The sequence below is a fragment of the Pseudomonas sp. Irchel 3H7 genome, from assembly GCF_900187605.1.
Lineage (GTDB): Bacteria > Pseudomonadota > Gammaproteobacteria > Pseudomonadales > Pseudomonadaceae > Aquipseudomonas.
In genome coordinates this window covers 154,552-168,960 of sequence record NZ_FYEA01000003.1, presented here as the reverse complement: position 1 = coordinate 168,960, position 14,409 = coordinate 154,552, and the positions used below count along the sequence as shown (strand labels likewise).

Here is a 14,409-nt window from a genome sequence, read left to right as displayed (position 1 = left end):
ACAAGTGGCCAGCGTAGCCGCTGCTCAGTCGCTGGGCAATCCAAGGCTGTGCAGATGAGTGACCAGGCGCTGCTGCAATTGATTGAGGTGCGGCAGGTTCAGTTGATGGCGCGCGGCGACTTTGCAGGCGTGGCCCAACAGATAGCTGATCTCGGTGCGGCGCTGGTTGGCGACGTCCTGATACATCGACGAGTAATTGGCGGCGGTCGCGTGGATGACCCGTTCGACTTCCTGTTGCAGATTGTCGGCGGCGGCCGGCTGGCCGCAACGCTCCAGCAGCTCGGCGAGTTCGCCGCACAGGGTGGCGACTTCGCAGTAATGCTCCTGCAGCCCGCCATTGCGACAGTTGTGCAACACCGTCAGCGGATTGATCGCGCAGTTGAGCGCCAGTTTGCGCCACAGCCGCGTGAGGATATCGATGCTCCATTCGTGGGGGATTTTCGCGGCCTCCAGGTCGTCCAGCCAGATCGGTGCGACGGGATGGCCAGCGTCGCCCAGCCAGGTGAAACCGTGGCCGGCAAACACTACGCGCCAGTCGCCATCGCGAAATGCACCCTCGGTGCTTGAAGCGCTGATGCAGCGTGCCAGTGGCACACGGTTGGCGACGGCGTCCTGACTGCCGAGGCCGTTCTGCAGAAGGATCAGTTCGGCGTCCGCTGTCAGTCGTGGGGCGAGGCGGGCGACGGCGTTTTCTGCGTCGTAGGCTTTGCAGGCCACCAGCAAACGGCTGATCGGCTCGGGACTATCCGGTGTCTCGCCGGGGATCGCGTAGGTGCTGGCCAAGCCATGTTCGACCAGCGTCAACCCGCCCGCTGCTTCATAGCTGCGCAAGCGCTCGGCATCACGCACGATCAATCTGACCGGTAGGCCGGCGCGGGCCAGACGTGTAGCCCACAGCGTGCCGAGGCTGCCGGCGCCCAATACATGCCAGGGGGTGGACATCAGTTTTTTGCTCGATTGCGTACAGGCATGTGCGGCTCGCCGTGTCGGTGGGAAAAGACCCGTTATAATGAGCCCGATTTTAACCGCAAGCCAAGCGCGCTCCATCCACATCGAGCGCGCCTTTTTATTGGAGAGATTACATGCCGTCGTTCGACGTGGTATCCGAACTGGACAAACACGAACTCACCAACGCGGTCGAGAACGCCGTGAAGGAACTTGATCGTCGTTATGACCTGAAAGGCAAAGGCAGCTTTGAGTTCAAGGAAAAGGACCTCACCGTCAGCCTGACCGCCGAAGCCGGGTTCCAGCTGGAAGCGATGATCGAAATCCTCAAGCTGGCGCTGGTCAAGCGCAAGATCGACGTGCAGTGCCTTGAAGTCAAAGACGCCTACGCATCGGGCAAACTGATGAAGCAGGACGCCGTGCTCAAGGAAGGCATCGACAAGGAGCTGGCGAAGAAAATCGTCGGCCACATCAAGGACGCCAAACTCAAAGTGCAGGCTGCCATTCAGGGCGAGCAAGTGCGTGTGACCGGCAAGAAGCGTGATGACCTGCAAGAGGCCATCGCGGCACTGCGGGCCAAGGAATTCGGCATGCCCCTGCAGTTCAACAACTTCCGCGACTAAGCTTCCCGGTCGGGGAACCTCTCGGCGTTTTCAGCGTCCGAGGCCCAAGCAACGGCAGAAACGATTGAGCCCCAACAGGTTCAGTCTTTCTGCCGCTGATTTTTTACAGCCCGGGTAGCCGGAAATCAGGAGATAGAACATGGATTTGAATGCTGAGGTGGACAACCTGGTCAAGGCATCCCAGGCGTGGATCCCGATGATCATGGAATACGGCAGCCGCGTGCTGTTGGCAGTGATTACCCTGGCCATCGGCTGGTGGCTGATCAACAAGGTCACGCAAAAGCTCGGCGGTCTGTTGGCTCTGCGCAACGCTGACTTGGCGCTGCAAGGCTTTATCAGCAGCCTGGCGAACATCATTCTCAAAGTGCTGCTGATTGTCAGCGTCGCTTCGATGATCGGCGTTGAAACCACCTCCTTCGTTGCGGCGATCGGTGCGGCTGGTCTGGCCATCGGTTTGGCGTTGCAGGGCAGCCTGGCGAACTTCGCTGGCGGCGTGCTGATTCTGCTGTTCCGTCCGTTCCGTATCGGTGACTGGATTGAGGCGCAAGGCGTGTCGGGTACGGTTGACAGCATCCAGATTTTCCACACCGTGCTGCGTACCGGTGACAACAAAACCATCATCGTGCCAAACGGCAACCTGTCGAATGGCATCATCACCAACACCAACCGTCAGCCGACCCGCAAAGTCGTATTTGATGTAGGCGTTGATTACGAAGCCGATCTGCAGAAGGCCCGTCAGGTGTTGCTGGATCTGGCCAAGGATGAGCGCGTGTTGCAGGATCCGGCGCCGCAGGCCGTGATTTCGACCTTGGGCGACAGTTCGATCACTGTTTCGCTGCGTGTGTGGGTTAAAACTGCAGATTACTGGGACGTGATGTTCATGTTTAACGAACAGTCGCGCGATCGTTTAAAGACTGCAGGCATTGATATTCCTTTTCCACAACGGGTGATTCGTGTGGTGCAGGAATCGGCAACACAATGATAGGTTGCTAATTAATTGCCTGACTTGTCGGTCAGGCAACTATTGCAAGTGACCGGCAATAAAAAAGGCCCATCGCAAGATGGGCCTTTTTTTATGCTTCCAAACTAACCACTGACAATTACAAGATGTTCAGTGGGTATTCGGTGATCAGACGGAACTCTTTGACATCGCCTTCGCCTTGGTCAGCGTTGGCAGTGTGCCAGGCTTGACGAATGCGGAAGGACAGGTCTTTAGCCGGGCCAGACTGAACAACATACTTGGCTTCAAAGTTGGTTTCGTGGTGTTTGCCATCTTCACCGTACAGACCGGTGTAAGGGCTGCCAGCTGGAGTGCTGGTACCGTCGATGTCCCAACCTTTAACGTAACGAACCATGAAGCTCAGGCCTGGAACGCCGTACTCGGCCATTTTCAGGTCGTAGCGAGCTTGAACGGATTTCTCGCCAGGACCGTTGAAGTCAGAGTACTGGATGGAGTTAGCCAGGAAGATCGAGTCGCCACCGCGGTTGTTCTTGCCCACGCCGATGTAGTCGAACGGGGTATCGCCGTTGACCTTCTGGAAGGCCAGGGTGAAGGTGTGTGCTTTCAGGAACGACAGCGCGGTTGCCAGGGAGAAGGCAGTGTTGCTGATGTCACCTGCCAGCTTGTCACCGGTGTCGGTGGTGCGGTAGATGTTGAAGTCAGTGTTCAGCGAAGTGTCACCACTGAATGGGGTGGTGAGGTTCACGTTGGCGTAGTACTGGTTCCAGATATCTTCCAGCTTGGCGCCGTAGAGCGATGCGCTCAGGTTTTCGGTGATGCTGTATTTACCACCGAAGTAGTCGATCGAGTCGGCTTCTACGCCTGCGTAGTTAGCGTACAGACCGCCGTTACGGGCGTTTTTGTCCTGGCTGGAAGCCGAGTAGAAATGACCGGCTTCGAGGTCCAGGTCTTTGACTTCGCTGCTCTGCAACTGGAAGCCAGTAGCCGTTTGCGGAAGGATACGGGAGCCGCCGACAGCGAACACTGGAGCAGTGCTTGGCTGCATGTCGCCGAATTTCAGTTCGGTTTTGGAAACGCGGAATTTGACCGACGCGCCGGCTTTGCCCTGGCTGTCGTTAACGTCGCGAGCGCCGTTGTTCGGGTTAACGGTATCGCTGCGGCTCATGTTGCCCGAACCGGAAGTACCGTCGCCGCCGTCCAGTTTCAGTGCCAGGTAACCGTAGGCATCGATACCAACACCGACAGTACCTTGGGTGTAACCGGAGGTGAAGTTACCAAGGAAGCCCTGGGTCCAGTCTTTCTGGTCGCGGCCGCCGTTCTTGTTGTCGCGGTTGAAGTAGTAGTTCTTCAACGTCTCGGTGAGTTTCGCGTCTTCAACAAAACCTTTGGCTTCAGACTGGTCACTTACAAACGGTGCGGCCGTAGCCATTTGAGTACTGGCTGCTGCTGCAACTGCCAGTGCGATCATGCTCCACTTCATCACGCGCATCGTGATTTGCTCCTTTGGTTTTAGAAGAGTACTGCCGTCCCACCTGTTTTATTATCTGGGCGGCTCTTTCTTTTTGTGTCGGCGCAAACTTATATCACGCCGACAATGTTGGCGATACTTGCTAATCCAACCTTTCAGCATCTTTACGACGTTGTCGCAAATGGCGTGGTGGATGTCGCAAATTCACAGTACCGACGCAGCCGGACTGACAACTTTCTCGCTGTTTATGGGCCTTTTTGCATCGGTAAAAAAGAGTCCCTGGCAAAACACTTGAATCTCCATCGGGCAACCCTGCCACTGTTCTTATGGGGCTTAAGGCATCCACTTCCAGTGGTGCGCTTATAGTCCATATGGGTACGAATGCAACAAGCGTGCACAAACCGCAATTTTGCTGCGGTTATTTTTCTGAACACCCGCCTGTGTTTGTGAAAACCTTGTGAAAGCGGGGCTTCAAGCCTGATTTTTTCTGTGCTTGACGCCATACCTCCTATGGTGTTGCCACGCCGAGAAACGCGCGTGACAACCAAAAACGTTACCGGTTCACCCCGCCAGTGAGTATTTGGCGGATGCCCGACGCAGTGAGCGTAGACGCACTGTGCAGTTTTGGTGCAAAAAAATTTACAGCTGTTCTGAATTCATACAGCTTGCAGGGGCGATGACGCTGAACGTCTCTGCTGTTTTCGGTCATTTTGTCGGGCTGAGTCTGGATGCTGGTTTCATGCTGGTGCGTTGTGCTCGCAAATGTCACATGTCGGGGCGTTCGCAGGGCGATGGGGTACACCGTCGCCGTGAAGGCAGGCGCATTCGCAGGTATGCTGCCGTCCTGTCGCTTGGTGCGCCGTCCATAAGGATCGCCGCTAAGCTGAATAATGAAGATCAGCCGGGAGTGCGCGCAGTGTTTGCTTTAGATTCACGACTTCAACAGGACACGCTGACCATCGGTGATTTCCCTCTGTGCCGACTGCTGCTGTCCAATGACGCCAACTACCCTTGGTTCATCCTGGTGCCTCGTCGCGACGATATCAGTGAGTTGTTTCAGTTGGATGTCGCCGATCAGCAACAGTTTTGGCTTGAAACCACCGCGCTGGCTGAGCTGCTCAAGGATCTGTTCGATGCCGACAAAATGAACGTCGCCACCCTGGGTAACGTTGTCAGCCAGATGCATATGCATGTGATTGTGCGCAAACGCGATGACGCAGCCTGGCCGGCGCCGGTCTGGGGCAAGCTCCCGGCCAAGCCTTACAATGCCGAGCAAGTAGAGGCCATTCGCGCAAAGTTGCGTCTGGTGTTGACCGAAGACTTTACGTTTCTGGAGGGCTGATTCATGAGCCTGGAAGACCGCGTTACCGATCTGGAAAGCCGTCTGGCATTTCAGGATGACACTATTCAGGCATTGAACGACGTACTGGTCGCTCAGCAGCGCGTGGTCGAGCGCCTGCAATTGCAAATGGCAGCAATGCTCAAGCGTCAGGAAGAGATGGTCGGTCAGTTCGAGTCCTTTGAGGATGAGGCGCCCCCGCCACACTACTGAGGCAGGTACTTTTCATCAGGCGTAAAAAAACCGCGAACAGCAGGCTGCTCGCGGTTTTTTTATGCCTGGATCAGCGTCGCGGCAGTGCGGCGATCACATCCTCGGCTTGCAGGCCTTTGTCGCGGTTCATCACCGAGAACTCCACGCGCTGGCCTTCGACCAGTACGCGATGACCTTCGCCACGGATCGCGCGAAAGTGCACGAAAATATCATCGCCGGAATCCCGGGAGATAAAACCGAAGCCTTTGGAGGTGTTGAACCACTTGACGGTACCGGTATCACGATTGGTCATGTCATAGCTGGTTGGAGCAGCAGCAGGTGAAGAACGATAGAAGCTCACAGCCAGATGCAGGACCACGGCAACCAGCGCGATCACCAGGGTGAACAGTACGGCTGGCTGGCCGGCGATGACGGGCATCGGCGCGATCAGGGTCAGGGTTTGCAGGACGACAGTCAGTACCAGCAGCGCGCTGACCAGGTTTTGCAGATGCTGACGAGGGCCTTTGTTCCAGAAAGGAATCACAGGAGCAATCACCAGGTTCAGCAGGCCGAAAAAGGCCAGGTAAAGTGCATCGGGTTGTTGCAGGTAGGGAACGGCTTCGGATTTCAAGCTGGGTATGAACGACAGCAGCAGTGCCGCTGCGCCCATTAGCAGGTGGACGATTTTCAACATTTTGATTGGCTCACGTTTATGACGGCTCACAAGGAAGAGCTGAAGGCGCACGGTTCGCTTCGGGACAAAATAAGAGGCGGTGGACACGTTCACGGCATCAGCCTATGCGCAACGCCCCGAAAAATGGGGCATGGCGACACACTGCCTATTTAACAGCAAAGCCTGCGGCTACTCAAATCAGCCCGGCCAGCGGCATGGCGTCGGTCGATTTGTCGCAGCGTGTGCATCTGATCGGGGCTGCGGGGTGTCGATAGCCTTGCTAGAGTGGGTCTGCACCTGTTGGATGAATTCAATCGCCGTTAGGGGGTAAACATGGCAATCGATATCGGTATCAGTGAAGAAGACCGCAAGTCCATCGTCGAAGGCTTATCGCGTCTGCTGTCGGACACCTACGTGCTGTATCTGAAAACCCACAACTTCCACTGGAACGTCACCGGTCCGATGTTTCGGACGCTGCACTTGATGTTCGAAGAGCAATACAACGAACTCGCGCTGGCCGTTGATTTGATTGCCGAGCGTATTCGCGCCTTGGGCTTTCCGGCGCCAGGCGCCTACGCCACCTACGCACGCCTTTCTTCTATCAAGGAAGAAGTGGGTGTGCCGAGTGCCGAAGACATGATCAAACAACTGGTCGACGGCCAGGAAGCCGTGACCCGCACGGCGCGTGGCATTTTCCCGCTGCTCGACAAGATCAGCGATGAGCCGACCGCAGACCTGTTGACCCAGCGCATGCAGGTTCACGAGAAAACCGCGTGGATGCTGCGCGCCTTGCTGGAAGCGTAAATCTGCCGGTGCGCGGGCCAGCAGCAGAAGGCTCGCGCGCTGTCCGCAATCCCACCTGTATCGTTGGCTTTTCCTACGTTGTCGGTCAATAAGTCGTCTGGCTATAACGTTGTGTCTGCGCTTTTATGAAAGCCACAGGATGTGACTTTTCAAACAAGCAGAGATGGCAAAGGAGTGTCACCGATATGGTAGAGGGAGACAGGCGAGGCGACAGGATTGTCGGCTTGCCACATGAATTGAAAGTCGATCCGTTCGTCCACGAATTCGACATGGCATTGGTTCAGCCATCGTCACGATCCGTGCGTCTGAACGGTTATGCGACCTGCCTGCGGCTGGAGCGGGTCTACTGGAACATCCTTGGCAATATGGCCGCAGACAACTGCTGTTCGATCAGCTCGCTGTTGTCCCACGTCGACCGTGAAGTGCATCTGCGTCATGGCGGGGTGAGAAATTTCAGCGCGCTGGTGCGGGTGGTGTGTGTCATGAACGGCGTCAAGCAAGCTACACCTGTCGAATCGCTCTGAAACGGCAGTTGCAAACGAGGTCGCGGCCTGTGCAGTCTTACGGCTGCACAGGCCGCATTTAATCGATATAATCCCGCTCTTTCGCCGCAAAGCCCTGCGCGCGGTGGCAACCTGATCGCCGAGACACCCCCCATGCCGATGTACGATTATCAATGTGCTTCCTGTGGTCATCAGTTGGAAGCCATTCAAAAGATCAGCGAGGCACCGCTGGTCGACTGCCCTGCCTGTCAGGCGCCAGAGCTCAAGAAGCAACTGTCGATGCCAGGCTTTCGCCTCAGTGGCGGCGGTTGGTACGAAACCGATTTCAAGACCGGCGCCAAGAAGAACCTGGCCGGTGGCGACAAATCTGACTAGGGTTCAACCCCGGGTTGAACGACACGCGTGAGTTTCCGCATTGCTTGAAAAGCAACGGGAGCTCCACCGAATTTTTCGAATTACGAGAAGCGAACCACGACCATGATGCGCAGCCACTATTGCGGCCAACTGAACGAAAGCCTGGAAGGCCAGGAAATTACCCTTTGCGGATGGGTTCACCGTCGTCGCGACCACGGCGGGGTGATTTTCCTCGATATCCGTGATCGTGATGGTCTGGCTCAGGTAGTGTTCGATCCGGATCGCGCCGAGAGCTTCGCCGCTGCCGATCGCGTGCGCAGCGAGTACGTCGTGAAGATCACCGGTAAGGTGCGTCTGCGTCCGGCCGGTGCCACCAACGCCAACATGGCGTCGGGCATGATCGAAGTGCTGGGTTATGAACTGGAAGTGCTGAACGAGTCGGAAACCCCGCCGTTCCCGCTGAACGAGTTCTCCGACGTTGGCGAAGAAACCCGTCTGCGTTATCGCTTCCTCGACCTGCGTCGTCCGGAAATGGCCGAGAAGCTGCGTCTGCGCTCGCGCATGACCACCAGCATCCGTCGCTTCCTCGACGAGAACGGCTTCCTCGACGTTGAAACGCCGATCCTGACCCGCGCTACGCCTGAAGGCGCGCGTGACTATCTGGTGCCTAGCCGTACCCATGCCGGTTCGTTCTTCGCCCTGCCGCAATCGCCACAGCTGTTCAAGCAACTGCTGATGGTCGCTGGCTTCGACCGTTACTACCAGATCGCCAAGTGCTTCCGCGACGAAGACCTGCGTGCCGACCGTCAGCCAGAATTCACCCAGATCGACATCGAGACCAGCTTCCTCGATGAAAAAGAGATCATGGGCCTGACCGAGCAGATGATCCGCAACCTGTTCAAGGAAGTGCTGGGTCTGGAGTTCGGCGAATTCCCGCACATGACCTTCGAAGAAGCCATGCGCCGCTACGGTTCCGACAAGCCAGACCTGCGTAACCCGCTGGAACTGGTCGACGTCGCCGATCAGCTCAAAGAAGTTGATTTCAAAGTGTTCAGCGGCCCGGCCAACGATCCGAAATGCCGTATCGCCGCACTGCGCGTTCCAGGCGGCGCAAGCATGCCACGCAAGCAGATCGACGATTACACCAAGTTCGTCGGCATCTACGGTGCCAAGGGCCTGGCGTACATCAAGGTCAACGAGCGTGCAGCCGGTGTTGAAGGTCTGCAATCGCCGATCGTGAAAAACATCCCGCTGGAAAACCTCAACGCCATCCTCGATCGCGTGGGTGCAGTTGACGGCGACATCGTGTTCTTCGGCGCCGACAAGGCCAAGATCGTCAGCGAAGCCTTGGGCGCACTGCGCATCAAACTCGGTCACGACCTCAAGCTGCTGACCTGCGAGTGGGCACCAATGTGGGTCGTCGACTTCCCGATGTTCGAAGAAAACGACGACGGCAGCTTCTCCGCGCTGCACCACCCGTTCACCGCGCCGAAGTGCTCCCCGCAAGAACTGGAAGCCAACCCGGCTGGCGCTCTGTCCCGCGCGTACGACATGGTGCTGAACGGCACCGAGCTGGGTGGCGGTTCGATCCGTATCCACCGCAAGGAAATGCAGCAAGCGGTATTCCGCCTGTTGGGCATCAACGAAGCGGAACAGGAAGAGAAATTCGGCTTCCTGCTCGACGCGCTGAAATACGGTGCGCCGCCGCACGGTGGTCTGGCCTTCGGTCTGGACCGTCTGGTGATGCTGATGACCGGCGCCCAGTCGATTCGTGAAGTGATCGCATTCCCGAAAACCCAGAGTGCTGCCGACGTGATGACGCAAGCGCCGGGTGTCGTGGATGCCAAGGCACTGCGCGAGCTGCACATTCGTTTGCGCGAAACGCCAAAGGCTGAGTAAGACGGGCCTGAAGGCGCATCTTCGGATGCGCCTTTTTTCTTTCTATAGAGAGCAGGTCGAGATTTTTTTGTTTGCTGGCCGCTGCATGAGCAGGGCGGGCAACGTTTCAAAGAGAATTCGGAGCGAGTTATGGCAGGTCATTCCAAGTGGGCGAACATCAAGCACCGCAAAGAACGTCAGGATGCCAAGAGAGGCAAGATCTTCACCAAGTGGATCCGCGAACTGACCGTTGCGGCCCGTCAGGGTGGCGGTGATCCCGGATCCAACCCGCGTCTGCGTCTGGCCCTGGACAAGGCACTGAGCGCGAACATGAGCCGTGACATCATCGATCGCGCCGTGGCGCGCGGCGCCGGTGCCACCGAAGCGGACAACGTTGAAGAACTGACTTACGAAGGTTACGGCCCGGGCGGCGTCGCGGTGATGGTCGAGTGCATGACCGACAACCGCAACCGTACTGCGGCAGCCGTTCGTCATGCTTTCAGCAAGTGCGGTGGCAACCTCGGCACCGACGGTTCGGTGGCGTATCTGTTCGAACGCAAAGGCCAGATCAGCTTCGCGCCGGGCGTCGATGAAGATGCGCTGACCGAAGCGGCGCTGGAAGCCGATGCCGATGACGTGGTCAGCCATGAAGACGGTTCGATTGACGTGTTTACCTCGTTCACCAGTTTCTACGCGGTGCGTAACGCGCTGGAAGCCGCCGGGTTCAAGGGGGATGACGCGGAAATCGTCATGCAGCCGACCACCAGCGCCGAGCTGGATCTGGAAGGTGCGGAGAAGGTACTCAAGCTGATCGACATGCTCGAGGACCTGGATGACGTGCAGAACGTTTACTCCAACGCGGACATTCCGGAAGACGTGGCCGCTCAGCTCGGTTGATGCAAATAGAAAGGTCGCAGTTTTTGCTGGCTCTACACTTCACCTGTAGGAGCTGCCGAAGGCTGCGATCTTTCTGTTTTTGAAAGATCAAAAGATCGCAGCCTTCGGCAGCTCCTACATGTACCCTCAGCTTTCGCATCAATTTCTGCAGGCGTTATGACTTTAATTCTTGGTATCGACCCCGGTTCGCGCATCACCGGTTACGGCATTGTTCGAGATACCGGGCGTGGCGGTTGTATTTATGTGGCTTCCGGCTGCATTCGTACCGGTGCGGGCGAACTGCATGAACGCCTGCAAATCGTCTATCGCGGAGTGCGGGAGATCATTCAGACCTACGGTCCGGTGACCATGGGCATCGAAAAAGTCTTTATGGCGAAAAACGCCGATTCGGCGCTGAAGCTCGGTCAGGCTCGCGGCGCTGCAATCGTGGCTGGCGCTGAAGAGAGTCTGGAGATCGCCGAGTACACCGCCACTCAAGTTAAACAGGCTGTGGTCGGCACCGGCGCGGCGAATAAAGAACAGGTGCAAATGATGGTCATGCACATGCTCAAACTGACCAGCAAACCACAAATCGATGCCTCGGACGCCCTGGCCATTGCCATTTGCCATGCGCACACGCGTTCCAGTCTGCTGCCCCACGGTTTGGGAACGGCACGCAGTCGTGGCGGGCGCCTGCGTCTCTGATAGCATCAGCATCAATTTTCTTGAAAGTGGATTTCCTGCGCCTGAGTCGTCGGCGCGAAATTCGCCTTTCGATAGTCGCCAGCCCACGGCTGGCCAACGCTCAAGGATCTGAAACGTGATTGGACGCTTGCGCGGCACCCTGGCTGAGAAACAGCCGCCGCACCTGATTCTGGATGTAAACGGCCTCGGGTATGAGCTGGAAGTGCCCATGACCACCCTTTATCGTCTGCCGTCGGTCGGTGAACCGCTGACCCTGCACACCCATTTGGTCGTACGCGAAGACGCGCAGTTACTCTATGGTTTTGCCGGCAAGCGTGAGCGAGACTTTTTTCGCGAGTTGATCCGTCTCAATGGTGTCGGGCCAAAATTGGCCCTGGCGTTGATGTCGAGCCTGGAAGTCGATGAGCTGATCCGCTGTGTGCAGTCGCAGGACACCTCGGCCTTGACCAAAGTGCCGGGAGTCGGCAAGAAAACCGCCGAGCGCTTGCTGGTTGAGTTGAAAGACCGCTTCAAGGCCTGGGAAACTTCGCCGGCGATGTTTGCCCTGGTACCGAATCAGCCTGATGGCCCGGCGCCGGTCAATACCGCCGAGAACGATGCGGTCAGCGCGCTGATTTCCCTGGGCTACAAGCCGCAGGAAGCGAGCAAGGCGATTACCGCCATCAAGGACAAGAATTTGAGCAGTGAAGACCTGATCCGCCGTGCCCTGAAGGGAATGATTTAAGTGATTGAAGCTGATCGTCTGATCACCGCCGCGCACAGCCCGCGTGAGCGCGAAGAAGTCCAGGACCGGGCCATTCGACCGGTCAGTCTGGCCGACTACATTGGCCAGCCGACCGTGCGCGAGCAGATGGAACTGTTCATCCAGGCCGCCCGTGGCCGTAGCGAATCCCTCGACCACACACTGATCTTCGGCCCGCCTGGTCTGGGCAAGACCACGCTGGCGAACATCATTGCCCAGGAAATGGGCGTGTCTATCAAGAGCACATCCGGTCCGGTACTTGAGCGTCCGGGTGATCTGGCGGCGCTGCTGACCAACCTCGAACCGCACGACGTGCTGTTCATCGACGAAATCCATCGCCTGTCGCCGATCGTTGAAGAAGTGCTGTACCCGGCGATGGAAGATTTCCAGCTCGACATCATGATCGGTGAAGGGCCGGCCGCGCGTTCGATCAAACTCGATCTGCCGCCGTTCACTTTGGTGGGCGCAACCACTCGCGCCGGCATGCTGACCAACCCGTTGCGTGACCGCTTCGGTATTGTCCAGCGTCTTGAGTTCTACAGCACGGCCGATCTGGCGACGATTGTCAGCCGTTCGGCGGCGATTCTCGGTCTGCCGCTGGATCCGGAAGGTTCGTTCGAAATCGCACGTCGTGCCCGTGGTACGCCGCGAATCGCCAACCGTCTGTTGCGCCGCGTGCGTGACTTCGCCGAAGTCCGCGCCAAGGGCCACATCACCAAAGCGGTGGCGGATCTGGCGCTGAACCTGCTGGACGTCGACGAGCATGGTTTCGATCATCAGGACCGGCGTCTGCTGTTGACCATGATCGAGAAGTTCGATGGCGGCCCGGTCGGTATCGACAGCCTCGCCGCTGCGATCAGTGAAGAACGTCACACCATTGAGGATGTGCTGGAACCGTATCTGATCCAGCAGGGTTACATCATGCGCACGCCACGGGGCAGGGTGGTGACGCGCCATGCGTACCTGCACTTCGGTTTAAACATTCCGTCACGAATGGGTGAAATGCCCGTGGCAGACGAGTTTCTCGATGCCGTGGACGATTAATACACATTTGTTGTCGATTTATTCAGGGTTTGTACGGTCACAGGACGGTACTTTTGCGGTAAAGCTCTGAAACCATGAAAAACAGTTGCCTGGCCGGATTGGCAACCTGAGGAGTAAGCACTAGAGTATGCGCGCGCAAAACGGGCTTGAGCCGTTCGCACATCGTTGTCGCGTTTATTACGAGGACACCGATGCGGGCGGCATCGTGTATTACGTTAATTACCTCAAGTTTATGGAACGGGCTCGAACCGAGCGGCTTCGCGAACTGGGCTTTGCCCAATCGCAGCTGGCAGGGGAGGACCTGTTGTTTGTCGTGCACTCCAGCGAAGCGCGCTATCACGCGCCGGCGCGACTGGACGACGAACTGCTGGTAAGCGCTGATGTAATCGAATTGAACCGGGTCAGCCTGCGCTTCAAACAGCAGGTCAGGCGGGCAACGGATAATGTGCTGCTCTGTGAGGGGCAGTTTTTGGTGGCCTGTGTGCGCACTAACAGTTTGAAACCCCGGGCCCTTCCCGAAGATTTGCGTGCGGCCTTCGCCGACGCGGTCGGCCCGGGTACACACTCAAAGCAGGAGATAAAGCGTGGAAGCTAACGTCGTCGACCATTCCTCCATGTGGAGCCTGGTCAGCAATGCCAGCATCGTGGTGCAGTTGGTAATGTTGACCCTGGTGGCCGCATCGGTGACCTCATGGATCATGATCTTTCAGCGCAGCAATCTGCTGCGCGCCGGTCGACGCGCCCTGGAGAGCTTCGAAGAGCGCTTCTGGTCGGGTATCGACCTGTCCAAGCTGTACCGTCAGGCGGGCAGCAACCCGGATCCGGATTCGGGCGTTGAGCAGATCTTCCGTGCCGGCTTCAAGGAGTTCTCGCGTCTGCGTCAGCAGCCAGGCGTCGATCCTGAAGCGGTGATGGAAGGCGTGGCCCGGGCCATGCGCGTCGCCATCTCCCGTGAAGAAGAGAAACTGGAGCAGAGCCTGCCGTTCCTCGCCACTGTCGGTTCGGTCAGCCCGTACATCGGTCTGTTCGGTACCGTGTGGGGCATCATGAACTCCTTCCGCGGTCTGGCCAGCGCCCAGCAAGCCACTCTGGCCACTGTGGCCCCGGGTATCGCCGAAGCCCTGATCGCCACCGCGATCGGCCTGTTCGCGGCAATCCCGGCAGTTATCGCTTACAACCGTTTCTCTGCCCGCAGCGAAACCTTGCTGAGCCGCTACTACACCTTCGCCGATGAATTCCAGGCGATCCTGCACCGCAAAGTGCACACCAGCGAAGAATAAGCAGGTAATTTCCAATGGCTTT

The 14,409-nt window shown here is 57.6% G+C and carries 17 protein-coding genes; 14 read left to right on the top strand and 3 right to left on the bottom strand.

From position 1 onward, the window contains the following. Positions 1-24: 24 nt before the first annotated feature. The gene (locus tag CKW38_RS06875; RefSeq protein WP_095112282.1) at positions 25-942 is read right to left on the bottom strand and encodes a putative 2-dehydropantoate 2-reductase; all 918 of its coding nucleotides are present in this window, start codon (positions 940-942) and stop codon (positions 25-27) included. 140 nt (positions 943-1,082) lie between these two features. Here CKW38_RS06875 and CKW38_RS06870 point away from each other — a divergent pair, with 140 nt between their 5' ends. Together CKW38_RS06870 and CKW38_RS06865 are read left to right on the top strand one after the other, a co-directional pair. Further along, complete coding sequence (locus CKW38_RS06870; RefSeq protein ID WP_007912755.1) at positions 1,083-1,568, top strand: YajQ family cyclic di-GMP-binding protein; 486 nt, start codon at positions 1,083-1,085, stop codon at positions 1,566-1,568. Positions 1,569-1,707: 139 nt separating this feature from the next. After that, positions 1,708-2,550: a mechanosensitive ion channel family protein gene (locus tag CKW38_RS06865; RefSeq protein ID WP_034153426.1), complete on the top strand. Its 843-nt coding sequence runs from the start codon at positions 1,708-1,710 to the stop codon at positions 2,548-2,550. A 118-nt stretch (positions 2,551-2,668) separates the two neighbouring features. Here CKW38_RS06865 and CKW38_RS06860 read toward each other — a convergent pair whose 3' ends face one another. Next, positions 2,669-4,018: an OprD family porin gene (locus tag CKW38_RS06860; RefSeq protein ID WP_095112281.1), complete on the bottom strand. Its 1,350-nt coding sequence runs from the start codon at positions 4,016-4,018 to the stop codon at positions 2,669-2,671. Between the two features lie 895 nt (positions 4,019-4,913). Here CKW38_RS06860 and CKW38_RS06855 point away from each other — a divergent pair. Next, positions 4,914-5,339, top strand: a complete 426-nt coding sequence (locus tag CKW38_RS06855; RefSeq protein WP_007912749.1) for an HIT domain-containing protein — start codon at positions 4,914-4,916, stop codon at positions 5,337-5,339. 3 nt (positions 5,340-5,342) lie between these two features. Next, a complete protein-coding gene (locus CKW38_RS06850) occupies positions 5,343-5,549 on the top strand; it encodes a SlyX family protein (protein WP_007912748.1) in 207 nt (68 codons plus the stop codon). 70 nt (positions 5,550-5,619) lie between these two features. Here CKW38_RS06850 and CKW38_RS30535 read toward each other — a convergent pair whose 3' ends face one another. After that, positions 5,620-6,222 (bottom strand): cold-shock protein, encoded by a 603-nt coding sequence (locus CKW38_RS30535; protein WP_007912746.1) that lies wholly within the window; start codon positions 6,220-6,222, stop codon positions 5,620-5,622. Between the two features lie 312 nt (positions 6,223-6,534). Between CKW38_RS30535 and CKW38_RS06840 the strand changes: the two genes are divergently transcribed. The 10 genes from CKW38_RS06840 (at position 6,535) to tolQ (ending at position 14,387) form a co-directional block, all read left to right on the top strand. After that, positions 6,535-7,005: a Dps family protein gene (locus CKW38_RS06840; RefSeq protein ID WP_095112280.1), complete on the top strand. Its 471-nt coding sequence runs from the start codon at positions 6,535-6,537 to the stop codon at positions 7,003-7,005. 185 nt (positions 7,006-7,190) lie between these two features. Continuing rightward, positions 7,191-7,529, top strand: a complete 339-nt coding sequence (locus CKW38_RS06835) for a ribbon-helix-helix domain-containing protein (protein WP_007912743.1) — start codon at positions 7,191-7,193, stop codon at positions 7,527-7,529. Between the two features lie 132 nt (positions 7,530-7,661). Further along, complete coding sequence (locus CKW38_RS06830; RefSeq protein WP_007912741.1) at positions 7,662-7,883, top strand: FmdB family zinc ribbon protein; 222 nt, start codon at positions 7,662-7,664, stop codon at positions 7,881-7,883. Between the two features lie 102 nt (positions 7,884-7,985). Beyond that, a complete protein-coding gene (gene aspS, locus CKW38_RS06825) occupies positions 7,986-9,761 on the top strand; it encodes an aspartate--tRNA ligase (protein ID WP_007912740.1) in 1,776 nt (591 codons plus the stop codon). 129 nt (positions 9,762-9,890) lie between these two features. After that, positions 9,891-10,637: a YebC/PmpR family DNA-binding transcriptional regulator gene (locus CKW38_RS06820; protein ID WP_007912738.1), complete on the top strand. Its 747-nt coding sequence runs from the start codon at positions 9,891-9,893 to the stop codon at positions 10,635-10,637. 156 nt (positions 10,638-10,793) lie between these two features. Continuing rightward, on the top strand, positions 10,794-11,321 hold the full coding sequence (gene ruvC / locus CKW38_RS06815; RefSeq protein ID WP_007951206.1) for a crossover junction endodeoxyribonuclease RuvC: 528 nt from the start codon (positions 10,794-10,796) through the stop codon (positions 11,319-11,321). Positions 11,322-11,436: 115 nt separating this feature from the next. Then, the gene (gene ruvA / locus CKW38_RS06810) at positions 11,437-12,045 is read left to right on the top strand and encodes a Holliday junction branch migration protein RuvA (protein WP_003227522.1); all 609 of its coding nucleotides are present in this window, start codon (positions 11,437-11,439) and stop codon (positions 12,043-12,045) included. After that, positions 12,046-13,107, top strand: a complete 1,062-nt coding sequence (ruvB, locus tag CKW38_RS06805) for a Holliday junction branch migration DNA helicase RuvB (RefSeq protein ID WP_007912736.1) — start codon at positions 12,046-12,048, stop codon at positions 13,105-13,107. Between the two features lie 127 nt (positions 13,108-13,234). Beyond that, complete coding sequence (ybgC, locus tag CKW38_RS06800; protein WP_007912735.1) at positions 13,235-13,702, top strand: tol-pal system-associated acyl-CoA thioesterase; 468 nt, start codon at positions 13,235-13,237, stop codon at positions 13,700-13,702. Beyond that, positions 13,692-14,387: a protein TolQ gene (gene tolQ / locus CKW38_RS06795; protein WP_007912733.1), complete on the top strand. Its 696-nt coding sequence runs from the start codon at positions 13,692-13,694 to the stop codon at positions 14,385-14,387. Before ybgC ends, tolQ begins: the two co-directional genes overlap by 11 nt. The last annotated feature ends 22 nt before the right edge of the window (positions 14,388-14,409 follow it).

Bases quoted from the DNA above. Each gene is read 5' to 3' on its own strand.
- CKW38_RS06875 (WP_095112282.1), bottom strand. From the start codon at position 942: ATGTCCACCCCCTGGCATGTATTGGGCGCCGGCAGCCTCGGCACGCTG.
- CKW38_RS06870 (WP_007912755.1), top strand. From the start codon at position 1,083: ATGCCGTCGTTCGACGTGGTATCCGAACTGGACAAACACGAACTCACC.
- CKW38_RS06865 (WP_034153426.1), top strand. From the start codon at position 1,708: ATGGATTTGAATGCTGAGGTGGACAACCTGGTCAAGGCATCCCAGGCG.
- CKW38_RS06860 (WP_095112281.1), bottom strand. From the start codon at position 4,018: ATGCGCGTGATGAAGTGGAGCATGATCGCACTGGCAGTTGCAGCAGCA.
- CKW38_RS06850 (WP_007912748.1), top strand. From the start codon at position 5,343: ATGAGCCTGGAAGACCGCGTTACCGATCTGGAAAGCCGTCTGGCATTT.
- CKW38_RS30535 (WP_007912746.1), bottom strand. From the start codon at position 6,222: ATGTTGAAAATCGTCCACCTGCTAATGGGCGCAGCGGCACTGCTGCTG.
- CKW38_RS06840 (WP_095112280.1), top strand. From the start codon at position 6,535: ATGGCAATCGATATCGGTATCAGTGAAGAAGACCGCAAGTCCATCGTC.
- CKW38_RS06835 (WP_007912743.1), top strand. From the start codon at position 7,191: ATGGTAGAGGGAGACAGGCGAGGCGACAGGATTGTCGGCTTGCCACAT.
- CKW38_RS06830 (WP_007912741.1), top strand. From the start codon at position 7,662: ATGCCGATGTACGATTATCAATGTGCTTCCTGTGGTCATCAGTTGGAA.
- aspS (WP_007912740.1), top strand. From the start codon at position 7,986: ATGATGCGCAGCCACTATTGCGGCCAACTGAACGAAAGCCTGGAAGGC.
- CKW38_RS06820 (WP_007912738.1), top strand. From the start codon at position 9,891: ATGGCAGGTCATTCCAAGTGGGCGAACATCAAGCACCGCAAAGAACGT.
- ruvC (WP_007951206.1), top strand. From the start codon at position 10,794: ATGACTTTAATTCTTGGTATCGACCCCGGTTCGCGCATCACCGGTTAC.
- ybgC (WP_007912735.1), top strand. From the start codon at position 13,235: ATGCGCGCGCAAAACGGGCTTGAGCCGTTCGCACATCGTTGTCGCGTT.